This is a genomic window from Nocardia testacea NBRC 100365 (assembly GCF_000308775.1).
In the GTDB taxonomy this organism is placed as follows: Bacteria; Actinomycetota; Actinomycetes; order Mycobacteriales; family Mycobacteriaceae; genus Nocardia; species Nocardia testacea.
This window is the reverse complement of record NZ_BAGJ01000087.1, coordinates 41,143-64,641: the sequence shown is the minus strand read 5'-3', so window position 1 is coordinate 64,641 and position 23,499 is coordinate 41,143. Positions and strand designations below refer to the sequence as shown.

Sequence of the window (23,499 nt, the reverse complement as noted above, 5' to 3'; positions counted from 1 at the left end):
GGTGACCGCAGGTGGCTCTCCCGCATCACAGTTTGTTCAGTACGTTCCGGCCGCCCACCAGCATCGCGACCGCGACACCGGCGGTGGTGACCGCTGTCATCAGCAGCGCCATGGCCGCGACCAGCGGATAGGACCCGTTCTGCCACAGATCGAACAGCAGGGTGCCCATCACCTGGGTGGTCGAGGCCCGCACCAGCAGCGATGCCGCGAATTCGTGGGTCAGCAGGATGAACATCAGCGCCACGGCACTGAGGATGGTGGGGCGCATCAGCGGCAGCATGACCCGCAGGTTCGTCACCAGCGGTGACGCGCCGCTGGTCGCCGACGCCTCACTGTAGGTGGTGCCGAGCGAGAGCATCGCCGTCATCTGCATTCGGGTCGCGTACGGCAGCATCAACACGATGTAGACCAGGATGATGACGGTTTTGGTGCCGTACAGGATGAGCGGCGGTTCGGTGTAGGTGAGCAGGAATCCGACACCGAAGATGACCGCGGGAATTCCCAGCGGCAGCGCGGTGACGAGATCGGCCAGCAGGGCGAGCACCTTGAACTGCCGTCCCCGCACCAGCAGGGTCGCCATCAGATAACCCAGCGGGACGCAGATGACCACGGCGGCCAGCGAGGTCGACACACTGGTGAGCACCGATTCCACAATGGCATTGTCGGCGGCCAGGGTGCGAAAGTTGTCCAGCGTCAGCAGATCCCACGACAGCGAACCCGACCAGTAGGGCGTCAACGACACGATGACCAGCCCGATCAGTGGGATGACCAGTGCGAACAGCGCGTAGACGACGATGGTCAGGGTGGCCCACAGTGACCGTCCGCCCGCCGGGGCGAAGGCCTTGCCGCCGTGCGTGACGAACCGGGACTGGTTGCCCAGCAGACCTTTCTGGATCAGCACCAGCACCAGACCGAAGATCACCAGCGGGGAGCCGGCCGCCGCGGCGGCGGCGAAATTCGAGGGTGATTCCGACACCCGCCGGTACATCTCGGTGGTCAGCACCTTCACGCCGTAGTTCTGCCCGAGCAGCAGCGGCCCGGTGAACTGCCCCAGCCCGAGCAGCAGGGCGATACCGCCGCCGTAGATCAGCGAGGGGCGCAACAGCGGCAGCACCACCCGGAAGAACACGCCGGTGGTCGACGATCCACTGATCTGCGCGGCTTCCAGATGTTCGGCGCGGATGTTCTGCATGCCGGCGCTGACGAACAGGTAGACGAACGAGGTCAGTCCGAAACCGGTCAGGATGATGATCCACGGCACCGTGTAGACATCGATCGGCCCGGAGTCCGAACCGCTCCACCACGGCAGTTTCCGCAGCAGCACATTCAGATAGCCCGGCCCCGGCGACAGCAGGAACGCCCAGCCGACGATATTGGCCACCGCCGGCATCACGATCGGCAGGATCGGAATGATCCGCAGGAAACCGAGCCGATCGGGCAGCCGGCTCGCGGCGAAGGCGAGCAGGGTGCCGAGCACCATCGCGATCACCAGCGACCCCAGCGCCAGCGCGATGGTGGTCTGGATGGTCTCGCCGATACCGAAGCGGGTGTACTGCGCGCGATAGCCGCGGGCGCCGTCCTCGAAGGCCAGCGATTGCAGCCGGATCATCGGCAGCACCACCAGATAACCCAGGACGGCCAGCAGGGCGAGGTAGCCCAGGCGGGAGCGCCACTGCGCCGGGACGGCGAACGAACGGCCCGCGGTGGTCGTGGACACGGTGGCCATCAGGCGTTCCCTCCCGCCGGGACGGCCACCGGCTCGGGGGCCGCGACCGGGGTCTCACCCGAGGCCGGGAAGACCCGAAGGCTCGCCGGCGAGAAGCTCACCACCAGCGGCGCTCCCGGCCGGCTCCCGCGCAGCGCCGAACTGTGCTGGGCCGCGGGCGCGCGCAGGATCAGCTGTTCACCGCCGGTTTCGACGGTGACATCGAAATAGCGGCCGCCGTATTCGTAGGTGACGAGTTCGGCGTGCAGCGCCACATTGCCCAGCGGTACCTCATCGGCCGTGGCGTGCAGCACGACATCGTCGGGCCGCAACCTGGCCACCGCGGCGCTGCCCTCGTGGGCACGTTCACGGACCACCGCGTGGGTGAGATCGATCGGATCCCCCGCCGCGGTGCTCCAGCCCTCGTGGCCGCGCCGCAGCGACAACCGGTTGCTCATCCCGATGAAGGCGGCGACATAGTCCGATATCGGGTTCTCGAACACTCGTTCCGGCGTGTCGTACTGTTCGATCCTGCCCGATTTCATGATGGCCAGACGGTCGCCGAGTGCGAAGGCCTCGGACTGGTCGTGGGTGACGAACACCGCGGTGAAACCGAGCTGCTGGTGCAGCCGGTGGATCTGGGTGCGCACCTGATCGCGCAGACGGGCGTCCAGATTGCTGAGCGGCTCGTCGAAGAGCACCAGATCGGGCCGCGCCACCAGGCCGCGGGCCACCGCGACCCGCTGCTGCTGGCCGCCGCTGAGCTGCGAGGGGTAGCGGTCGAGCAGTTGCCCGCAGTCGACCATTTGGGCGGCGGCTTCCACCGCGCCCTCGGCGACGGCTTCCTTCATCTTGCGCACTTTCAGCGGATAGCCGATGTTCTTGCGCACCGTCATATGCGGCCACAGCGCATACGACTGGAAGACCATGCCGATATTGCGTTTGTGCGCGGGCACGTTCACGCGGGCAGCGGCGTCGAATACCGTGTGGTCCTTGAACGCGATGGAACCGCCCTGGGGATTCTCCAGGCCGGCCAGACACCGCAGGGTCGTGGTCTTCCCACATCCGCTGGGCCCCAACAGGACCAGGAATTCACCCTCCTCGATGGTGAGATCGAGCTGGTCGACGACGATATTCGCGCCGTAGGTCTTGGTGAGGCCGGAAACGGTGAATTGCGACGTCATCTCATGCCTTCTGGGTCGAAAGTTTGGGGGTGCGGGCACCGGCGGCGGTCCCGCCGTCGACCAGGAGGTCGATACCGGTGACGTAACTGCTGTCGGCGGTCGCCAGGAATGCGATCACCGCCGCCACCTCGTCGGGCGAGCCGCGGCGCCGCATCGGAATACTGCGGACGTATGTCTCCATATCGTCGGCGGCGAAACCGGGCGCCGAGGTGATCTCGGTGGTGATACTGCCGGGACAGACGGAATTGACCCGGATCCCCTGCTCGGCCAATTCCAGCGCCGCGACCTTGGTCAGCGCCCGGACACCGGATTTCGCCGCGCCGTAGGCGCCGAGTTCGGCCGTCGCCAGGACCCCGCGCAACGAAGAGATCGTCACGATCGTGCCCCCGCCGGTCATGGCCGCCGCGGCGGCCCGCAGGCCGAGGAACGTGCCGACCAGATGCTGGTCGATCATCCGGCGGAACTGGGCGAGCGTGGTCTGGGCCAGCGGCGCCTTCAGTGCGGTCCCGGCACTGTTCACCAGTACGTTCATCGGGTGCCCGGCCTGCTCCATCGCGGTGGCCACGGCGTGCCAGTCGCCCTCGTCGGTGACGTCGAGGCGGTGGTAGCGGGCTCGGGGACCGAGTGCCAGCGCCCGTTTCCGGCCCGCGATATCGTCCACATCGGTGAGATAGACGGTCGCGCCCTTGGCGGCGAACAGTTCGGCGGTCGCGCCGCCGATCCCACCGGAAGCCCCGGTGACCAGCACGTGGGTGCCCCGCAGGGGCTCGGCCCTGTTGTCCATGCCTGTCCTTCGTCGGTCGGTGTGTGTCGGAGCCCGGTCAGCTCTGGAAACGCCGCGCCCATTCCTGCGAGTACGCGGCGACCTGGTCCGGCGTGAGGTCGGCGGTATCCGGAGCGGCGATCTCCTGCGCCTGCACCACCGCGCCCGGGATATCCGGCAGCGCCGCGGCGTACCCGTCGTTGAGGGCGGTCTGCCCCTCCCGGGTCGTCATGAAGTCGACCAGGACCTGCGCCGCGTTCGGATGCGGCGCGACGCTGAGCGCGTGGGTGTACCAGGGGGTTCCCCAGGGCTGCGACGGCAGCGCCCAGTCGACCGGAGCGCCCGCCGCCACCTCGGTGACCAGTGGCTGCACCGACGGGGTCGCCACGATCTCACCGGAGGTGAGCGCCTGGGCGATGCCGAGCGCGCTCGGATAGATACGCGGCTTCAATTCGGCGATCCGGTCCCAGTAGTCCTCGCCGTAGGTCCGGGCGTAGAAGCGGTAGAGATCGACGTAGGACGCGATACCGGTGGGGTTGACGATGCCGATCTTGCCCCGGTACTTCGGATCGAGCAGGTCCTGCGGAGTACGGAGACCGCCCGGTACCGCAGCGGTGTTCCAGCCGAGCGCGAAGACGGCCGCGCTGCTCAGTGCGAACCGGTTCTCCAGCACACTGACTTCGGGCCGGTACTCCGGTGCCTGCAGATGCGGGCCGACCAGCTCGGCCGAATAACTGCCCGATTCGGCGGCATTGGCGACCCAGGTGGCGTCGGTGAGCATATGGACGTCGGCCGTGCCCCGCCCGGTGCGGTTCTCCGTTTCCACCCGCGGGTTGATATCGGCGTCGGTACCGCGCACGAACTCCAGGTCGATGCGCGGATACTTCGTTTCGAAGGCCTTCTCCAGCCGTTCCAGGTTGGCGGGTTTCTGGCTCGAGTAGAGCAGCACGCTGCCCTCTTTTTCGGCGGCCGCCTCGACGTCGGACCAGGCGCCCGATACGGGTCCGGTGGTGCCGGGGCTCCCCCCGCACGCGGTGAGAACCGAAATGACAGCGAGGGCCGTCGCGGCCGCCGTGGCCTTGAACAACAACTTCATGGTGCGAATACCCACATCCCGCAGAACTGAACTGATGTCAGTTTGAAACTATGCCATACCCATTGTGGTGTCAATCACTGTGTGGCAATAATATGAAGTGAATCCAGTTCAAGGAGGAACGGTGCCCACTCCTGATATGTCGTCCCCCCTGCGGATCGGCGCCCTCACGCTGCGCAACCGCCTCGTGGCCACCGCGCACGGGTCCGGGGCGGTCAGCGCGGGTACGGCCCAGCCCGGTGACGCGGACTACTGGCGGCGCTGCGCAGCCGGCGGCGCGGCCATGGTGATCGCCGGCGGCACCGTGGTCGGCTCGGATTCCGGCAACCGCACCGGCAATATCACCGACGCCTCGGATCCGGCGGGACTGCCCGGACTGCGCCGGCGCGCCCGGGCCATCACCGAGGAAGGCGCGGTGGCGGTGTGCCAGCTGGTCCACCTGGGACGCGAAACACTGGGCGCGGAGATCTGGGAGCACCCGGTGGCGCCCTCGGCGGTGCGTTCTCCCCGCGAGCCGGTGCGGGCGCGGGTGCTGTCCGACGACGATATCGACGCGCTCGTCGAGGCCTTCGTGCGCAGCTCCCGGCACGCCGCGGAGGCGGGGTTCGCCGCGGTGGAACTGCACGCCGCGCACGGGTATCTGCTGGCCCAGTTCCTGTCCGCGGCCTCCAACACCCGCCCGGACGCCGGGACCGTCGGCGGACGCGCGGCCATACTGCACCGGCTGCACGGCGCGATCACCGCGGCGTGCCCGGACCTGGTGCTCGGCGTACGCGTCTCGATCGACGGCGCCGAAGAGGCCGGGATGGACATCGACGGCCTATGCGAAGTGCTGCCGCTGCTGGACATGTTCGACTACATCAATGTGACGGTCGGTGTCCGCACCACCTACGTCCGCGATATGGCGACCGCCGGGCCTCCGCTCCTGCCGGAACTGCGCCGGTTGCGCGCGGCCACCGACCGGCCGCTGCTGGTCTCCCAGGCGTTCCGGGTCCGGGCGGATATCGAGGCGGCACTCGCCGCGGGCGCCGATATGGTCGGCATGGCGCGCCCGTTCGTCGCCGACCCCGATATCGCGCACAAACTGCTGCGCGGCGACGACACCCGGATCCGGCCGTGTGTCTCCTGTAACGAGGACTGCCGCTCGTTCACCCCCGTCCTGCTCTGCTCGGTGAACCCGGACCTGGCCCCGCCCGGCCGGTCGGCACGACCGGCCCGGCCGTTGCGATTCGGCTCGGCCCCGGAGCGGGCGGCGCGGGTGGCGATCGTAGGTGCCGGGCCCGCGGGACTGGAAGCCGCCTTCCGGCTGGCCCCGACCCATGCCGTCACCGTTTTCGAAGCGAGCCGCTGGATCGGCGGGCAGTTGCGCACCGCCGCACAGGCTCCGAACCGGACCGGCTGGTCGGCGCTGCTGCGCTACTACCAGGACAATCTCGGCGGCGCGGTATTGGAACTGGGATACCGCGCCCGCCCGGCGGATCTCGCCGATTACGACGAGGTGATCCTGGCGACCGGAGCCGTCGAAACCGCGACTCCCGGTACCGCGACCACCACCGCGGCCCTGGTCGACCCCTGGCAGATATGGCCGGGCGACCGGGTGGTGGTCGTCGACGACGGATTCGGCTACTGGCCCGCTCTCGGCGTGGTGGAGGCGGCCCTGGCGGGTGGCGCGGGCCAGGTCACCGTACTCGTTCCCGGACCGGCCGTGGCCGCCGGCATCCCGGCGGAGAGCCGGGTCCAGCTGCGGCGGCGTTTGGCGGGCCGGCCGGTGGAATTCGTCGTCGAGGCCGCGGTCTCGGAGGTGACGCGGCAGGAGTCGCAGACCGTGGTCACCTACCGGAACTTGCTCTCCGGCCGCACGACCGAACTGCCCTGCGACCGGGTGGTGGTCGCGGGCGAACGACGAGCCATCGGCTGGGAGTCGTTCCGGAAGGAATCGGCGCACGCCCGTATCCAGGTGATCGGCGATGCGGTGGTGCCCCGGCGGGTCTCCCATGCCGTGGCCGAGGGTCGCGCCGCCGCGGCGGCCGTCATCGGCAGCGACCACCGGTCACGCGTCGGGGCCGGGTGATCGGCCCCGGAGCCGACGCCCGATCCACATTCTTGCGGCGCTCGGACGCGTCCGGTCGCCCGAAACCACCTGCCCCACGGCGTCTATATCCCTTGACATCGGATCGAAATGATGAGGTATCCATGCGAAAAACCCTGCGCGCGAGCGTGCTGCGGATGGCCGCGGTCGTCGGCTCCCTCGCCCTGGCCCTGGCGGGCTGCGGCGGCACCGGTCAGGTCTCCCGGCCCGTCTCCGGCACCTGGGACGAGGTTGTCGCCGCGGCGAACGCCGAAGGCGCGGTCACGATCTACTCCACCCAGGCCCAGCCGATGCTCGCGAATCTGGAAAAGGCGTTCGAATCCGCTTATCCCCGGATCGATCTCACCGTCGTGCGCGGCGTCGATGCCGACCTGCTCTCCCGTATCGACGCGGAATCACGGACCGGTAAGGGCGCCGGTGACGTCGCGGTCATCACCGATGTGGCCTGGATGCACAAGGCCGAGGGCACCGATTCGGCGGTGGAAGTGGTCGGGCCCGCGTTCGACGCGCCCGAATACCGCCGCGCGGACAGCATCATCGATGGCAAGTTCTTCCTCGAGGGTGCGGTGATCCTGGGCTTCGGCTGGAACACCGCCGCCTACCCCAAGGGCATCCGCACCGCGCAGGATCTGCTCGACCCCGCCCTGAAAGGCAAGGTCGGCATCGTCACCCCGGCCACCTCGCCGACCTATATCGACTATTACGACCACATCGAGCAGAACTACGGCGGACGCGATTTCCTGCGGCGCCTCGCGCAGAACAGTCCGCGGATCTACCCGAGCAGCCAGCCGCTGGGACAGGCACTGGCCTCCGGTGAGATCGTGGCCGCGCTCATGTGCAATCCGATGCTGCCCGAACGGGCCGCGGGGGCGCCGGTCGACTGGACCGAGGGCCCGCATGTGTGGGGCGCCCGATGGTACGGACTGGCGCTCGGTTCGGCACCGCACCCCAACGCCGCCCAGGTGCTCGCCGATTTCATGGTGAGCCGGCCGGGCCAGCAGGCCACCTCACGCGGTTACGGCGCGGTCCTGCCCGGCATCGACGGGGCACTGACGGTGGCGCAGGACGTCCCGGACCAGAACCTCGAGGTCACGATCGGCGAAGGCGCCGAACGCTATCGCAACGAATGGGAGGACATTTTCCAGTGACCGGCGAGACGCGAAAGGCAGCGGACGAGGAGACGGATATGACAGCGGCAGAGTTCGGCGACAAGGTGGCCCTGGTGACCGGAGCGGGTTCGGGCATCGGCGCCGCCACCGCCCGGCTGCTCGCCCGGCGCGGAGCCCGGGCGGTCTACCTGTGCGATATCGACCGGCAGGCGGCCGCGCGTACCGCGGCCGATATCACCGGCGCGACCGCGATCGGACTGGACGTGGCCGACTCGGCCCAGGTGGACAGCGCCTTCGCCACAGTGCTCGACGATCACGGCCGCGTGGATGTGGTGGTGCACGCGGCGGGCGTCGACGATCCGCACAGCAAACAGCGGATCCACGAGGCAGCCGAACAGAACCGACCCGCCGATGTCCTCACCCACCTCGGCGACGAGCAGTGGCGGCGGATCCTCTCGGTGAATCTGGACGGCACCTTCCATGTGCTGCGTGCGGCGGTCCGCGCGATGAAGGCGACCGGGGGCGGCGCGATCGTCACCGTGGGATCGTCGGCGGCCTTCGACACTCTCACCGGATACCCGCACTACGCGGCCTCGAAGGCGGGCATGCACGCGCTGAGCCAAGCGGTGGCCAAGGAGGTCGCGCATTTCGGTATCCGCGTGAACACCGTGGCGCCCGGTCCGGTGGACACCGGGATGGCGGCCCGGACCCCGGCGCATCTGCGTGCGGCCATGGCCGACGGCGCCTCGCGCGGGTACGCGACCGCCGCGGAACTGGCGGACAACATCCTGTATCTCGCCTCCCCCGGCGCCGCCAATGTCATCGGCGCGGTCCTGCTCAGCAACGGCGGCAGGTTCACCGTATGAGCCGTCCGGCCCCGGATCCACGACGGGCGCCCGCCCGCGAAACGAGCGACAAGGAAACACGAATGCGGACGATCGAAACAGATGTGCTGGTGATCGGTGCGGGCATGGCCGGGCTCACGGCCGCCGCCCGATCCCTCGACCGGGGACGCTCGGTCGTGGTGGTGGAGAAGGCCGATACCGTCGGCGGGTCGGCCCGGTACGCGGGCTACGCCTGGACCGCGCCCACCCACGAGGTGATGGACGAGGTGAACCCGGACGGTGATCCGGCGCTGCGCCACGCGCTGGTCGACGGGTTTCCCGCGGCCCTCGCCTGGATCCGCGCGCTCGGGGTGCAGTGCGGTGACCCGGTGCCGGTGCTGCGGTACGGGATCGGGCATCAATTCGACACCAACCAGTACATCGACGAATGCCGGCGCCGGATCACCGCCACCGGGGAGCTGTTCACCGGCACCGAGACCGTGCGGCTGCTGACCCGCGACGACACCGTCACCGGGGCCCTGATCCGCCGGCCCGACGGTACCGAGCTCGAGATCCGCAGCGCGGCGGTCGTACTCGCCACCGGTGGCTTCCAGGCCGATGCCGAACTGGTCGCCGCGAACATCCATCCACAGGCGCCGGCCATGCAGTTGCGTTCCAATCCGGCCAGCGCCGGAGACGGGCTGCGGCTGGCCACCGGCGTGGGTGCCGCCACCGGTAGGCCCAACTCCGGTTTCTACGGGCATCTCGTGCCGACGCAGGTCCCGTTCCGCGACCCCGCCGATTTCGTGGCACTGTCGCTGTACTACAGCGAACACGCCCTGCTTTTCAACCTGGACAACCGGCGCTTCACCGACGAGACCCTGGGCGATCACCTGACCGCCATGCGGCTGCTCGAACAACCGCAGGCCCGCGGACTACTCGTCGCCGACGAACGGGTCTACCGCGACCGGGTGCTCGGCAGCTATGTCGAAGGTGCGGTGGCGGTGGACAAATTCGACCTCACCCGGCGGCGCGAGGGGCGGTGCGGAATCGCCGAGACCCTGGACGATTTCGCCTATCTGCCGGAGGAATGGGGGTATGACGGCGCCGCCATCGCCGAACAGATCCGTGCGGTGAACGCTGCCGGTGACGCGGTGGTCCCCACCCGCACCCACGACGCCCAACCGCTGGACCGCGGCCCCTACTACATCATCGAAACCTGTCCGGCGCTGACCTTCCCGTTCCACGGAATCCGCATCGACGCCGCCGGCCGGGCCCTCTCCGCGGCGGGCGGGCCCATCGGCGGTCTGTACGCGGCGGGGTCCGATATCGGCGGTCTCTACGACAACGCGTACGCGGGCGGTATCGCACCGGCGCTGGTATTCGGCCTCGCCGCGGCCGATACCGCGGCGGATCGGCCGGTCGCGGTCTGAGCGCGGCCCGAGCGCTCGCCCGCCACCCGAATTCGGGGCGGCGGGCGCCGGCCACGCGGGCCCGGTTCGCTGCCGGGTGCCCCGATTCGGGCCCGCGACACCGATCCGCACTCACCGCCGAACCCGACATGGGGTCGGTTCGCGCCACCACACAGAGGTTGCCGTGACCGGCGTCCTACCCCTGCCCTCCGGGAGACCAGAGGCCCGCCGCGGTCCCCTCGGCCATATGCTCGCGATAGGTGCCGACCTTGGCACGGATGATTTCGAGACTCGCAGCGAGCTCGGCCATTCTGGCCTCGACCGACTGCTGGTGTTCCTCCAGCAGCGCCAAACGCTGCGCCTCGTTCCCCGGACCCGCCCGCACCAACTCGGCGAACCTCTGCACGGTCGCGATCGGCATATCCGAGTCACGCAACCGTTTGCACAACAGCAGCCATTCCACATCGGCGGTGTCGTAGACCCGGCGCCCGCCCGCGGTCCGCGGGATCGGCCGCAGAAACAGTTTCTCCCGTTCGAAAAAACGCAGTGCGTGGATGCCCAGACCGGTCGCCTTCGCCACGTCCCCGATGGACAGTTCGCTCATACCTCGACCCCGTTACTTGACCTAGACCGCACTCTAGATCCTAGCGTTCGACTCATGAGCACGACACAGCACAGGATCGGCTCGGGTTTCGGTCCCCGCAGCACCGCGGACGACGTCCTGACAGGTCTCGACCTCACCGGCCGCCACGCCTTGATCACCGGCGGCTACTCGGGGCTCGGGCTGGCGGCGACCGCCGCGCTCGCCCGGGCGGGAGCACAGGTCATCGTGCCCGCGCGCCGGCCCGCGGTGGCCGCCGCGGCGCTGCGGGACATCCCGCGCACACAGGTTCTGCCACTGGATCTGGCCGACCCGGACAGTATTCGCGTATTTGCCGAGAGGTTCCGGGAGCAGGGTCCGGAACTCGATATCGTGATCGGCAACGCCGGCGTGATGGCCTATCCGGTCCGGCATATCGGGCCCGGTTGGGAGGCGCATTTCGCCATCAATCATCTCGGCCACTTCGCGCTGATCACCGCACTGCGGCGCGCTTTCGCCCCGACCGGTGCGCGGGTGGTCTCGGTGTCGTCGTCCGGGCATTTCCTTTCCGGCATCCGCTGGGACGACCCTCATTTCCACCACGACTACGACCACTGGGCGGCGTACGGGCAGTCCAAGACCGCCAACGCTCTGTTCGCCGTGTACCTCGACGAACTCGGCGCAGCCGACGGACTGCACGCGTTCGCGGTACATCCGGGCAGTATCCTCACACCGCTGCAGCGGCGCATTCCCCGGTCCGAACAGCTCGCCCAGGGCTGGCTCACCGACGACGGCCGTATCGCCGAAGGCTTCAAGACCCCGGCGCAGGGAGCGGCCACCGCGGTATGGGCCGCCACCTCGCCACTGCTGGACGGTTACGGGGGCGCGTACTGCCAGGACTGCGATATCGCCGAAGCGGCCGGCGGGGACGATATGCTCGTCGGCGGCGTCAAACCGTGGGCGATCGACCCGGACGCCGCGGCCCGGCTGTGGGCGCTGTCCGCCGAGCTCACCGGAGTCGACGGGTTCGCCGACTCCCCGGCTCGGCATCGGTAGGAGACCGGGAACGGGTACCGGTCGGCGCCGCTCACGGCCGGTACTGTGCCGGATATGACCGATACGAGCGGACTGTCGCCTACCGCCGAACCGTTCGATGCGCGGCCCGAGATCGAGCGGCTTCACTCGCTGCTGGCCGCCTGGCTCGGTACACCCGCCTCTCCGCAGGTGCTGGATGCCTTCGCCGACGCCCAGCACGACGATTTCTCGATGGTGACGGTCACAGGAACGGTGGTGCGGAGAACCGAACTGCTCGCCGGACTGCACCGGGCCCGCAACAGCCGACCGGGCTTGGTCATCGAGGTGTCGGATATCGAAACAGTCCACGCCTCGGACGATCTCGCCGTGGTGCGCTTCGTGGAAGAGCACCACGACGGCGACAGCAGGGAGTACCGGCGGACCACCGCGGTGCTGCGCGCCGACCCGGACCCGGGCCGGTACCGCTGGCTGACAGTCTGCGAAACGGCACTCGCACCGGAGTAACTCGCGCGCTCCCTCGCCCGACCAGGTGCGCCGGAACCCCGGGTGCGGTATCCGGAAGGTCGAGGCCTCATATGGACGAGTAGGCATCGATCCCGGCGGCGGCGAGCGCGACCACCGTGGCGGCGGCCACTGCCAGGTGGGTGCGGCGGTAGTGGGTGGTGAGGACGGCCGCGAACTCGCGCAGGAACGCGGCCGGGAGGAAATAGCGCGCGGTACGGGCGCCGACGACATGGGCCCGGAGACCGAGACGGCGGGTCAGCGCCGCCGCGCGCAGCACATGGAAGTTGCTGGTGACCACCGTGATACGGGACTCCGCGGTATCGAGCCCGTGCCGCTGGAGCAGGTCCAGGGTGTTGCGCAGATTCTCCTCGGTGTTGCGCGAGTGGCGTTCCCGGAGGATCGCCGTCTCGGCGACGCCGGCCGCGACGAGGTAGGCGGCCATCGCGTCGGCCTCACTGCGGGCCTCGTCGCTGCCCTTACCGCCGGAGGTGACCAGAATCGGCGTCCGCCCGCTCGCTGTTTCGGCGCGGTAGACCCGGATCGCGCGGTTCAGGCGGGCCGCGAGCAAGGGGGTGACCCGATTCCGGTTGAGGCCGCAGCCGAGGACCACCACTGCATCCGCGCCCGTCTCGTCCGGCAGTTTGCCGTAGAGCACGGCGTGCCCGGCGAATGCGAGCAGATGCGCCAGCAGATAGATGCCCACCAGGGTGGCCGTCGCGGCGATGAGCATCAGCCAGTGCGGTACCGCCGGGCCACGCCGCAGGGCGAGCGCCGCCGCGACGGGTAGCAGCAGGAGACCGAGGCCCACCACCACCGGAGTGAGCGTGGTGGGTCGCACCCCTTCGCGCCGGGTGACGGTGACCCCGTTCGTGAGCAGCCCGAGACCCACGACGATCACAGCCAGCGAGAACAGTGCGCCCAGAAGCACCGAAATCGATTGCGGGCCGGTCGGTTCCGCCAGTCGCGCAACCGCGGCACCCGCACCGGCGAGGACCAGCGCGACCGCCGCCAGCAGGAAGAACCCCGTGGACAGTCGGCGCGGCTCTCGGCCGAGCCGGGTGGCGCCGAACACCCCGGCCGCCCACCCCGCCATCAGCAATACCGCAGGATCCACTGTCTCCTCCTCCACCGGTGCGGTCGAAAACTGCCGCTACCCGGCCGGATACCCGGAATGTTGCCCGTCGTTCGCCCTCGGCGAGAAGAAAATACGGCCCCCGGCGAGTGCGGGCGTCCACCCGGTGACCACCTGCCCGAGCGCCGTTCCTACCGGTTCGGCGAAGCCCGGGAAACACCCGGTCTTCCCCACTCCCCCGTATGCTGCCCGCAGTGAGAATCCGGCCTCGTTACGACCTCGGATCCCCTCCGGCGGAGCGGATCCGGATATGCGCGGCGAGAAGAAGGAAGTGATCGATGCGGAGCTACAGCGCACTCGTGCGCCGGGTGTTTCCGGTGGCGGCGTCCGTGCTGCTGATGGCCGGGGCCGCCGGCGGTGCGGCCGCGGATCCGGCGATACCCGATCTCGGGCCGGCCGGAACCTCGCTCATCCACGGCGATCTCGCCTCCACCGACAGCACCGGGCATCCCGGCCCCGGACCGGACGGCCGGCTCGCCGCTTCCTCGGTCCCGGGTGGGGCGTGCAGCGCCACGTTCGTCGCCTCCGACGGGATGGTGGTGGCGCTGTGCACCGGTTACCTCGGACTCACGCCGCCCGGAGTGGCCGTACCGACGGTGAAACTCTTCGATCCGGTCTCCGCGGCCCCGGTCGCCTCGGTGCAGCTGACCAAAGGCGGTCTGCTGGGCGGGGTGTACGGATACCTCGACAGCCGCGACCGAGTGGTCGTCGCCGACGGGTCGGGGGCGATCGTCCGGGTAGGGCATCGGCGCGACGCCGGTAACCGCTGGGAGCTGTTCGTCGACGAGCGGGTCGATATCGCGGGCAGTATTCCGGCCGGTGACGCCATCACCGGTGTGGCGCCCGACCATCGGGGCCGGGTGTGGTTCGCCACCACCGGCGGCGTGATCGGCACCGTCGATGCCACCGGCCACGTGGCGACCACCCGGGTGCCGGAGGGCGAGAAACTCACCAACGGGCTGAGCGTGCGCCGCGATGGCACCTCGGTGCTCACCACGCGCGCGCTCTACGAGATGAGGGCCGGGGCCTCGGGGATGCCCGAGGTGGTCTGGCGGCAGTCCTACACGGCGGGCACGGTACGCAAACCCGGCCAGCTCGGCCCCGGTTCCGGGACCACGCCGACCTATTTCGGCCCCGGCGGTGACGAGTGGGTGGCGATCGTCGACGATGCCGAGCGCCCGGACCTGCTCGTCTACCGCGCCGACGATGGAACGCCGGTCTGCCGGATCCCCGCCTTCGCGACCTCCGGGCAGGGCACCGAGAACTCGCCGATGGCCTGGGGCGATTCCCTGGTGATCCCCAGCACCTACGGGTTCGGCTATCCCCCGGCCGCGACATCGGGTCCCAGTGATCCGCCCAATGCGGTGTTCACCGGTGGTCTGACCCGCATCGATGTGTCGGCGACCGGATGCCGCCGGATCTGGGAGACCGGAGATCGGATGGCTTCGCTACCCCGCCTGTCACGGGCGGACGGCCTGATCTACGGGCTCTCCTACGGGCCGCTCCCACCCGGCGGCGGGATCCAGCAGGTGGGTCCGGTGTACTACACGGCGGTGGATTTCGGCACCGGTGAGCTGCGGGCACACCGGGCGGTGGGTATCGCGCCGCTGGACGAGCCCCTGCAGCTCACCGGCACCATCGGCCCCGATCGTTCGTACTGGCAGGCCACCGTCGGACGGATGCTGCGGATCGCGCCCTGAGTACCGGCCCCGAACGGGTCGCCGGGGTGGACCGCCCTCGAACCGACGGCAGGCGCGTGAGCGCTGCCGGCGACTCGAGAGGTGCCCGAGCAGGAGTTACGAGCGGCGGGCGGCCCACACGGTCACGGTGAACAGCGCGACGCCGAGGGCGGCCAGACCCGCGCCGACCAGCGCCGGGGCCGTATAGCCGTAACCGGCGGCGATCACCAGACCGCCCAACCAGGCGCCGGCGGCGTTGGCGATATTGAGGGCCGCGTGGTTGAGGGCCGCGGCCAGGGTCTGCGCGTCGGCGGCCACATCCATCAGCCGGGTCTGCAGTCCGGGAGCCAGCGCGGCGCCCGTGGCGCCCACCAGCAGGGCACCGATCCCGGCGGTGAACGGGTGGTGGGCCGCGGCGACGAAGCCGAGCAGTACGACCACCATGGCGCCCATGGCCACGAAGATCGACCGGTCCACCCCGCGATCGGCGAGCACGCCCCCACCGATATTGCCCAGCACCATGCCGACCCCGAAAAGCGCGAGTACCAGCGGTACCAGGCCCGCTCCCATGCCCGCGACATCGGTGAGTGTCGTGCTCACATAGGTGTAGACGGCGAACATGCCACCGAAGCCGATGGCACCCACCGCAAGGGTGAGCAAGACCTGCGGGCGGCGCAGCGCGCCCAGTTCGGTGAGCGGATTGGTGGTCACGAACGCCGTCAGCGGCGGGACGAAGCGCAGTAGCGCGGCCACCGTGGCCACCCCGATCACGGCGACCACCACGAAGGCGCTGCGCCACCCGAGATGCTGCCCCAGCCAGGTCGCCGCCGGAACCCCGACCACATTCGCGGTGCTCAACCCGAGCATCACCGCGGCCACGGCTTTGGCGCGCTGCCCGGCCGGCGCCAGGGTGGCGGCCGCCAGCGAGGCGACGCCGAAATAGGCGCCGTGCGGGAGCCCGGAGACGAACCGGGCGGCGACCATGGTGGCGAAGTTCGGCGCGAACGCGGAGGCGAGATTGCCGATCGCGAAAGCCGCCATGAGGGCCACCAGCAGCCGTTTACGCGCCACCTTCGCACAGGCGGCCGCGATCACCGGGGCGCCGACCACCACCCCGAGCGCATAGGCGGAGACCGCGTGCCCGGCGGTCGGCTCGGAGACCGAGAACGCGCCGGCGATATCGGGGAGCAGCCCCATGGTCACGAATTCGGTGGTACCGATACCGAAGCCGCCGAGCGCGAGGGCCAGCATCGCCGGTATGTGCCAGCTGGTGCGGGCGGGCGCGACGGGAGTGGCGCTCGCCGTGGTGGTAGCGGTGGAAGTCACGCTCTGGTGCAACAGGCGGCGACCGGGGAGGGTTCCGGGCACAGTTGTGAGTTGAGGCACCCGCGGGGCGACCGTGGCGACCGATATGTCCGGTGCGAAAGCCTTATTCGGAGGTGAGGCGGTCGGTGGCCAGCTGCCCGGCCGCGCCGGCGCGGTGCAGGAAATCGGCAATCAGCTCGAGTTCGGTATCGGTGTAGCCGTCACAGAGTTCGTCCATGAGCGCGTTCATACCGGCGTACTGCCGGAAGATTTCCGCGTTGCGGGCGGGAACGATCCGTACGTTCACCGCGCGCCGATCGCCCGGGGCACGTTCCCGCACGACCCAGCCGCCGCGTTCCAGCCGATCGAGTATTCCGGTGATGGTCGCGGGGTGCAGGCCGGCCAGCCGCGCCAGACCACTCGGACTGAGCGGACCCTGCCTTCCGAGGATGTCCAGGCAGTCGAGATCGACATCTTTGAGTTCCACGCGCGTGCCGATCCGGTGGTTCAGCAGGGCGAGCGTCACCCGCAGTTCCCGCAACGAACCCTTCACGGCGGCGGTCAATTGTCTGCGCTGCCGGGCCACTCCCGGATCCGCCTCGGTCATACACCCCTCACATGATCTGGAACTCCGATAATACGGGGCCGATACGCCGGCAAGATCGCCCCTCTTGCCTTTACTACGAACTCCGTATTATATTGTTCTCATATTATATGGCTTCAGGAGAGAACCATGATCAGTCACCCGGAAGCAGCACCAGGCCCGGTCGCCGCGCTTCACGAACCCCGGCCCGTCGGCCTCGTACGGTTCGCCGCCCGTCTTCTCGCCGGCTTGTTCGCCGGTTTCCTCCTGGGAGTGCTGGTCCTGGAGTCCTCGCTGCGGGCAGCCGACGCCGAGACCTACGCCCAGGTCAGATGGGTAGAGCTGGATCGCCTCGACACCCTCGCGAGCCTCACTCTCATCCCGGCCCTGTGTCTCGCCGCCGTCCTCGCAGTGGCGGCCCACCGCGCCGGCCGGACCTGGATCCCGATCGCGGCCGCCGCGGCCCTGCTCGCCGTCGTCGCGCTGATCAGTATCGGGTTCAATCTGCCCATCAACGCCCGACAAACGGGCTGGGCCGACCACGGAATCCCGGCCGACTGGTCCGCCGTGCGCGACCGCTGGCAGACCGCCCATGCGGTGCGCACCGTGGCGGCGATGATCGCGTTCGGCATCCTGCTGCTTCCACCGAGCCCACGCCCCCGTACGCGCTGAACCGCCGCGGAAATCAACAAAGGAACAGATCATGCGAATCGTCATCTTCGGCGCCAACGGCCCCACCGGGCGGCTGCTCACCGATCAGGCGCTCGAATCCGGGCACGATATCGTCGCCTTCACCCGTCGGCCCGGCGAGTTCCCGGTTGTCCACGATCGGCTGACCACGATGGGCGGCGATGTATACGACCCGGCCGCCGTGGAGCGAGCGGTCTCGGGCGCCGATGCCGTTCTCTCGACGCTCGGAGTGCCGTTCACCAGGAAGCCGATCACCACCTATTCGGCCGGCGTGGCCAATATCGTCGCCGCCATGAACCGGCACGGGGTCCGCCGGATCGCCGTGGTCTCGTCGAGCGCGGTCGATCCCCACCCGTACGCGGACGCCGGATTCCTGTTCAACCGGGTGTTGCAGCCGTTCATCACCGGCGTCCTGGGCAGAACCCTCTACGCCGATATGCGCGCGATGGAAGCCCTGCTCACGGCTTCCGACCTGGAGTGGACGATCGTCCGGCCGAGCGGACTCTTCGATCTACCGCACCGGACCGACTACACGATGGCCGAGGGGCGCGCGGAAGGGCGGTTCACCGCCCGGAGCGATCTCGCGGCCTGTCTGCTGCGGCTCGCCGAAACCGATCACCACGTGCGTACCGTCGTCGGCGTGGTCACGACCACCGACAATCCCGGCATGCTCGATCTCCTCCGCGCGGAGGCATTCGGGAAGAGCTGACCGGCGGGCGCCGGCGGGCGGGTGCTCGCCGGGGCGGGTCCCGGCGATACCATCGCCGGGACCGTCCGCCGCACAGCGGACCGACGGTGCACACACTCCGGCCCCCGCGCGCTATCTCCGAGGGCACGAACCCGGAACGAGGACAGTGGATGGGCGACCCGCAGATTCGTGACACCTACCTTCCCGGCGCCCGCGGCCGGGTACCGATCCGCGAATACCTTCCCGCCACACCGAACCCGGCGGCCCCGCCGCTGCTGTGGATCCACGGTGGGGCGTTCGTCTCGGGCGGGCTCGACCAATCGGAATCGCATGCGGTCGCGCTGCGGGTCGCCGCGGCCGGGCGCCGGGTACGCACCGTCGATTACGCGCTGGTCCCCCGGTTCCGGGCATGGGGCCCGCCGAAGTACCAGCCGTCGGAGAACCGGTACCCGGCACCGCTCGACGATGTGCTCACCGCGGTCGCGGACCTGATGACCGAAGAACCGCGGACCGTACTCGGCGGCGCCAGCGCGGGCGCCTGCCTCGCTGCCTCCGCCGCGCTGCGACTGCGCGACTCGAGTGGGCCGGGACCGGCCGGGCTGGTCCTGGCCTATGCCACGCTGCACGCCGAGCTGCCCCGGCTGCCGCAACCGGTGCGCGACCGGTTGCGCGGACGCCGCCGCCTCGGCACCTTCACTCCGCAGGTCATCCGGCGGATGAATCTCAACTATGTGGGTTCGGAGGAACTGCTGCGCGACCCGGACGTCTTCCCGGGCGGGGCCAAATTGACCGGACTGCCGCCGGTGCTACTGCTGGACGCCGCCTACGACTCGTTGAGTGCGTCCAGTACGACCTTCGCCGGGGAACTCACCGAGGCCGGGATCGAGACCGAGCACGTGATCGTGCCCGGAACGCGGCACGGTTTCCTCAACCGGCCCCGGTCCGCCGGATTCCGGGACGGAACCGCGACCCTGGTGCGCTGGCTCGATTCGCTGAGCTAGCGTCCCGGCCGGCTCCTTCATCGAACCCGCCGGAACACCGTGCCCTCAGCGGGCGGTCGCGGCCGCCTGCCCCTCTGCGGGATGGACTCCGTACTGATCGGTCTCCATCAGATGCGCGATATCGCGGCCGGCCGGGGTCATGACCAGGTTCGACCTGGTCTCGATGAGGAATGCGCGGTATCCGGGCTGCACATCCTCTTCCGGGCCCTGGTGCAGCAGGCCCTTGGGTGTCCAGGTGACGGTCCCGGGCGTATCGACCGAACCCCACGGCGACGGACCCATCGCGTAGCAGATGACCTCGTCGAAATCGGCATTGTGGTGGACCGGCGGACGGCTGCTGCGCCGGCTCCCCGTGCCGAATACGTAATCCTGGCCGGATGTGCTGCTCATGAGCCGGGCCGGGGCGAGGCCGCCCTCCGCGACAGCGAGGCCCTGCACATGTTCGAGGTTGAACCGAACGACCAGCGGGGCGCCGAGTACATCGAGGCACGGAATGGGGTCTACATCGTAGAAATACGAGGTGAAAGTATCGCCGGTGCGGACGACCACCTCGTATTCGTCGTCCACCGGCTGCCCGGGGCGCCCGTGCGGGGTGGGCCGGTCCAGGTGCAGGTCGGGATTGAAGGTGCCGGGCGCGCCTTCGGGGTCGAGATGGAGTTCGCTCGCGGTGACCACGATGAACTCGGTGATCTCCTCGGCGATCTCACCCCACCGGTAGGTCACCGCGCGGGGGATCAGGACGATATCCCCGGCCCGCACCTGCAGGGTGCCCACCTCGGTGTCGAGTTCGCCGCGCCCGGACACGATGTAGTGCAATTCGTCGGAGCGGACATTGACATAACCGAAGGACATCGCGGCCGAGCGCCGGTTCAGCTCGAAGCCGATGCCGTCGCCCTCGAGAATCGGGACGGGTAGAGCCTTCGGCTCCGCGAACACACCGGCGGGTAGCTCCCAGGTATGGAAGCGGCGCGGCACGTATTCGCCACGGGCGCGTAGGAAGCGGGGCCGGTACTGGGCGCGCACAATGGTCGTGTTCGGACCGGCGAAACCGTTGCGGGAGAAAAGCTCGATGTTGGGCGCCAGGACTTCGTCCGGCATGCAGCACCTCCGAAACTCGTTGTGCCACAGATCCTAGACCCGCACCGACACCCGCGCGCACTTTTGCGAACTCACCCTTGCCAAGGTATCTGTCACCGAAAGTACACTCCCAGCGGGGATTCCGGGTCAGGGCCGGAACGGTGGTACCGGCAGATCGTCGCCGAAGATGTCCGGCAGATCGCGCGCCACACTGTCGGGATATCGCGCGGGGCGCTTCTCCAGAAACGACGACACACCTTCTTTGGCATCGGCGCTGGCACCCCGGCTGTGGATACCGCGCGACTCGACCCGGTGGGCGATCATCGGATGGTCCGCGCCCAGCCCACGCCACAGCATCTGCCGCGACAGGGCCACCGACACCGGAGCGGACAACTCGGTGATCCGGCGCGCCAGCGCATACGCCTCGTCGAGCAGGCTCTCCGCCGTGTACAGCCCGTAGAACAGTCCGGCCTCATAGGCCTCCGCCGCATCGACGAGGCGGCCCGAGTACACCCAGTCCAGGGCCTTCTGCATGGACACCAGGCGCGGCAGGAACCAGCTGGAACAGGACTCCGGGACGATACCGCGCCGATTGAACACGAAACCGATCCGGGCATTGTCGGCCGCCAGCCGGAAATCGGCCGCCAGCGTCATGGTGATGCCCACCCCGACGGCGGGCCCGTTGATCGCGGCGATGATGGGCTTGCGGGACTCGAACATCCGCAGCACCAGTTCCCCGCCGCCATCGCGGAAGTCCTCGGTCGCCGCGTCCTCGGGAGCGACGAAGGTCTCCGCACCGGCGGACAGATCGGCACCGGCGCAGAAGGCGCGTCCGGCGCCGGTGAGTACCACGGCGCGCACCGCGTCGTCGCGGTCGCAGATGTCGAACGCCTCTATCAGCTCGTAGCCCATCGCGGTGGTGAAGGCGTTGAGTTTGTCCGGGCGATCGAGGGTGATGGTGGCGAGGGAGCCGGAGATATCGAGGCGAATAGCGGCCATACGGGACAGCATGCCATCTGTGTCCCCGATACGGACCGGTTCATCATGCGGTTGCGCACCGCACGAGAATTTCCGCCGCGTCGGTCGGCGGGCTGCCGCGCCGCCAGATGGCACGGAACTGCCTGGTCAGCACAACCGAATCGGCCAGCGCGACCCGATACAGCGCACCGGCGGCCAGTTCCGGCGCGGCGACCAGGGTACTGAGGACCGCCGGTGCCATCCCGCTGCGGGCGGCGGCGACGATGGCGACCGCCGAGCCGAGTTCGGCGGCGGGCGGCGCCGGCGGACCATACGCGCTCAGTATTTCCTGCACCGTTTCCCGGGTCCCGGATCCGGATTCGCGCCACAGCAGCGGGGTCGCCGCCAGTTCGCGCAGGCTCACCGGATGTGTACGGGCGGCCCACGGATGTGTGGGGCCCACCACCACCAGCAGTTCGTCCGCGCCGAGTATCCGGCCGCCGAGACCGGGCGGCGGGTGCGGGCCCTCGACGAATCCGATATCGGCCGCGCCCGCACGCACCATGGCCTCCACCTGGGCCGTGTTGTCGACCTCCAGCGATACCGCGATATCCGGACGGACCCCGCGCAGATCGGCGAGCCACTGCGGCATCCGGTGGTCGGCAATGGTTTTGGAGGCCGCGATCCGGAGCCGGGGAGTGTCGGCGGAGTGCAGGGCCGCGACGTTCTCGTTGAACGTCCGGGCCGCGGCCAGCACCGTCCGTGCCTGATCGACCACGGCGCGGCCGGGCTCGGTGAGGGTGGAACCGCTGGGTCCCCGGTCGAGCAGACGCAACCGCAGCCGACGCTCGAGCGCACTGATCCGCATACTCGCGGCGGGCTGGGTCATCCCGTGCCGCCGGGCCGCGGCGCCGAGGCTGCCGGTATCCGCCACGGAGACCAGCAGGTCGAGCACCGCGAGGTCGGGGGTGGTGGGCGGCAGGGTCACGACCTCGATTATGGAACGACGGTCATCAGGATTGCTTATGAGGTCCTCCGAGATCGGCGGCTACCGGCGCGCGCCGATATTCACCAAGGTCGACAGGGTGAACGAGGTGTATCGCAGACTCCCGGGCCTGACGGTGGCGGCCGCTCTCGCGACCGTGGCCACCGCCCTGGCCGTCGCCCTCCCGCTCGCGGGAGCGCCGGTGCTGGCACTGGCGTGCGGGGCGATCCTCGGCGGCCGGGTCGGCCGGTCGGATCGGTTCGCGCCCGGCCTGGACTGGGCCCGGCAGCATCTGCTGGGTATCGCTATCGTCCTGCTGGGCCTGGGGCTGCCCATGGACGCGGTGCTCACCGTCGGCCGGGAAACCGCCGTGGTGCTGCTGGGCACGCTGTGCGCGGCGGCGGTGACCGCCGTCGTGGTGGGCCGGCTGCTGACATTGCACCGCGAATCGGCGGTACTGATCGCGGCCGGGTCGGCCATCTGCGGCGCGTCCGCCATCGCCGCGGCCACCGCGGTCCTGAAACCGGACCGTGAACGGGTCGCCTACGCGCTCGCGACCATCTTCGTCTTCAATATCGCCGCGGTACTGGTCTATCCGCCGCTCGGCCGGCTGCTCGGTATGTCGGAACAGGCATTCGGCCTGTGGGCGGGTACCGCGGTCAACGACACCTCCTCGGTACTGGCCGCGGGTATCGCCTTCGGTCCGGCGGCAGCGAGTTTCGCGGTGATCGTGAAACTGGTCCGCAGCCTGATGATCATCCCGCTGTGCCTCGGCCTGCACCTGTCGGCCCGCCGCGCCGCGCCGACGGCGCCGCGCGCTCCGCTGTGGTGTAGCGTTCCGCCGTTCGTCGTGCTCTTCGTCGCGGCGTCGGTCGTCGCCGGGCTCGGCGTGCTTCCGGCCGGCTGGACCGACCGGCTCACCGGTCTCAGTTCCTGGCTCGTCGCCGCGGTCCTCGCCGCGATCGGCACCTCGCTCACCTGGCGGCGGCTGCGCGCGGCCGGACCACGCCCGCTGCTGTTCGGCGGCATCCTCACGGTGACGCTCGCGGTGTCCGCGCTGCTCCTGCAGTACGCGACTGGATGGCGGTGAGACACGACGCGACC

At 69.5% G+C, this 23,499-nt stretch carries 22 protein-coding genes; 11 read left to right on the top strand and 11 right to left on the bottom strand.

Annotated elements, in window-relative coordinates; all coding sequences use genetic code 11:
* Positions 1-25: 25 nt before the first annotated feature.
* The 4 genes from ON38_RS11530 to ON38_RS11515 are packed head-to-tail and all read right to left on the bottom strand — an operon-like array spanning position 26 to position 4,748.
* Entirely contained in the window at positions 26-1,726 is a 1,701-nt protein-coding gene (locus tag ON38_RS11530; protein WP_039824685.1) for an ABC transporter permease, read from the bottom strand.
* Entirely contained in the window at positions 1,726-2,889 is a 1,164-nt protein-coding gene (locus ON38_RS11525) for an ABC transporter ATP-binding protein (RefSeq protein ID WP_039824683.1), read from the bottom strand. The genes ON38_RS11530 and ON38_RS11525 overlap by 1 nt, the downstream gene beginning before the upstream one ends.
* Before the next feature lies 1 nt (position 2,890).
* Positions 2,891-3,673: an SDR family NAD(P)-dependent oxidoreductase gene (locus ON38_RS11520; RefSeq protein ID WP_039824680.1), complete on the bottom strand. Its 783-nt coding sequence runs from the start codon at positions 3,671-3,673 to the stop codon at positions 2,891-2,893.
* 37 nt (positions 3,674-3,710) lie between these two features.
* Complete coding sequence (locus ON38_RS11515) at positions 3,711-4,748, bottom strand: ABC transporter substrate-binding protein (protein WP_039824678.1); 1,038 nt, start codon at positions 4,746-4,748, stop codon at positions 3,711-3,713.
* Between the two features lie 121 nt (positions 4,749-4,869).
* Here ON38_RS11515 and ON38_RS11510 point away from each other — a divergent pair, with 121 nt between their 5' ends.
* The 4 genes from ON38_RS11510 to ON38_RS11495 all read left to right on the top strand — a co-directional run bounded on the left by ON38_RS11510 (position 4,870) and on the right by ON38_RS11495 (position 10,200).
* Positions 4,870-6,816 carry an oxidoreductase gene (locus tag ON38_RS11510; RefSeq protein WP_051164614.1) on the top strand — a complete coding sequence of 649 codons (1,947 nt, stop codon included), beginning with the start codon at positions 4,870-4,872 and terminating at the stop codon, positions 6,814-6,816.
* 122 nt (positions 6,817-6,938) lie between these two features.
* Positions 6,939-7,982 carry an extracellular solute-binding protein gene (locus ON38_RS11505; protein ID WP_245564005.1) on the top strand — a complete coding sequence of 348 codons (1,044 nt, stop codon included), beginning with the start codon at positions 6,939-6,941 and terminating at the stop codon, positions 7,980-7,982.
* Positions 7,983-8,020: 38 nt separating this feature from the next.
* Positions 8,021-8,809, top strand: coding sequence for an SDR family NAD(P)-dependent oxidoreductase (locus tag ON38_RS11500; RefSeq protein ID WP_039824758.1), 789 nt, complete (start codon positions 8,021-8,023; stop codon positions 8,807-8,809).
* 62 nt (positions 8,810-8,871) lie between these two features.
* Positions 8,872-10,200, top strand: coding sequence for an FAD-dependent oxidoreductase (locus tag ON38_RS11495; protein ID WP_039824675.1), 1,329 nt, complete (start codon positions 8,872-8,874; stop codon positions 10,198-10,200).
* Positions 10,201-10,375: 175 nt separating this feature from the next.
* Here ON38_RS11495 and ON38_RS11490 read toward each other — a convergent pair whose 3' ends face one another.
* Positions 10,376-10,783 carry a MerR family transcriptional regulator gene (locus ON38_RS11490; protein WP_039824673.1) on the bottom strand — a complete coding sequence of 136 codons (408 nt, stop codon included), beginning with the start codon at positions 10,781-10,783 and terminating at the stop codon, positions 10,376-10,378.
* A 54-nt stretch (positions 10,784-10,837) separates the two neighbouring features.
* On the opposite strand from ON38_RS11490, the gene ON38_RS11485 reads away from it, so the two are divergent.
* On the top strand, positions 10,838-11,815 hold the full coding sequence (locus ON38_RS11485; protein WP_039824670.1) for an oxidoreductase: 978 nt from the start codon (positions 10,838-10,840) through the stop codon (positions 11,813-11,815).
* A gap of 54 nt (positions 11,816-11,869) precedes the next feature.
* The gene (locus ON38_RS11480; RefSeq protein ID WP_051164620.1) at positions 11,870-12,298 is read left to right on the top strand and encodes a DUF4440 domain-containing protein; all 429 of its coding nucleotides are present in this window, start codon (positions 11,870-11,872) and stop codon (positions 12,296-12,298) included.
* A gap of 67 nt (positions 12,299-12,365) precedes the next feature.
* Here the strand turns inward: ON38_RS11480 and ON38_RS11475 are convergent, their stop codons facing one another.
* Positions 12,366-13,412: a YdcF family protein gene (locus ON38_RS11475; protein WP_157181733.1), complete on the bottom strand. Its 1,047-nt coding sequence runs from the start codon at positions 13,410-13,412 to the stop codon at positions 12,366-12,368.
* A 296-nt stretch (positions 13,413-13,708) separates the two neighbouring features.
* On the opposite strand from ON38_RS11475, the gene ON38_RS11470 reads away from it, so the two are divergent.
* Entirely contained in the window at positions 13,709-15,130 is a 1,422-nt protein-coding gene (locus tag ON38_RS11470; protein ID WP_051164613.1) for a hypothetical protein, read from the top strand.
* 96 nt (positions 15,131-15,226) lie between these two features.
* On the opposite strand, the gene ON38_RS11465 is transcribed toward ON38_RS11470, so the two are convergent.
* Both ON38_RS11465 and ON38_RS11460 read right to left on the bottom strand, forming a co-directional pair.
* Positions 15,227-16,435: an MFS transporter gene (locus ON38_RS11465; protein WP_373281209.1), complete on the bottom strand. Its 1,209-nt coding sequence runs from the start codon at positions 16,433-16,435 to the stop codon at positions 15,227-15,229.
* A gap of 103 nt (positions 16,436-16,538) precedes the next feature.
* A complete protein-coding gene (locus ON38_RS11460) occupies positions 16,539-17,021 on the bottom strand; it encodes a MarR family transcriptional regulator (protein WP_039824665.1) in 483 nt (160 codons plus the stop codon).
* A gap of 126 nt (positions 17,022-17,147) precedes the next feature.
* On the opposite strand from ON38_RS11460, the gene ON38_RS11455 reads away from it, so the two are divergent.
* From ON38_RS11455 to ON38_RS11445, 3 genes are all read left to right on the top strand, one after another.
* Positions 17,148-17,669, top strand: coding sequence for an anthrone oxygenase family protein (locus tag ON38_RS11455; protein WP_083872546.1), 522 nt, complete (start codon positions 17,148-17,150; stop codon positions 17,667-17,669).
* Between the two features lie 31 nt (positions 17,670-17,700).
* Positions 17,701-18,396, top strand: coding sequence for an NAD(P)-dependent oxidoreductase (locus ON38_RS11450; RefSeq protein WP_039824663.1), 696 nt, complete (start codon positions 17,701-17,703; stop codon positions 18,394-18,396).
* A 149-nt stretch (positions 18,397-18,545) separates the two neighbouring features.
* Positions 18,546-19,376: an alpha/beta hydrolase gene (locus tag ON38_RS11445; RefSeq protein WP_039824660.1), complete on the top strand. Its 831-nt coding sequence runs from the start codon at positions 18,546-18,548 to the stop codon at positions 19,374-19,376.
* A 45-nt stretch (positions 19,377-19,421) separates the two neighbouring features.
* On the opposite strand, the gene ON38_RS11440 is transcribed toward ON38_RS11445, so the two are convergent.
* The 3 genes from ON38_RS11440 to ON38_RS11430 form a co-directional block, all read right to left on the bottom strand.
* Entirely contained in the window at positions 19,422-20,474 is a 1,053-nt protein-coding gene (locus ON38_RS11440; protein WP_051164612.1) for a hypothetical protein, read from the bottom strand.
* Between the two features lie 126 nt (positions 20,475-20,600).
* A complete protein-coding gene (locus tag ON38_RS11435; protein ID WP_039824748.1) occupies positions 20,601-21,452 on the bottom strand; it encodes a crotonase/enoyl-CoA hydratase family protein in 852 nt (283 codons plus the stop codon).
* Between the two features lie 43 nt (positions 21,453-21,495).
* Positions 21,496-22,398, bottom strand: coding sequence for a LysR family transcriptional regulator (locus ON38_RS11430; RefSeq protein WP_039824658.1), 903 nt, complete (start codon positions 22,396-22,398; stop codon positions 21,496-21,498).
* A gap of 37 nt (positions 22,399-22,435) precedes the next feature.
* On the opposite strand from ON38_RS11430, the gene ON38_RS11425 reads away from it, so the two are divergent.
* Positions 22,436-23,485 (top strand): YeiH family protein, encoded by a 1,050-nt coding sequence (locus ON38_RS11425; protein WP_083872544.1) that lies wholly within the window; start codon positions 22,436-22,438, stop codon positions 23,483-23,485.
* Positions 23,486-23,499 lie beyond the last annotated feature (14 nt).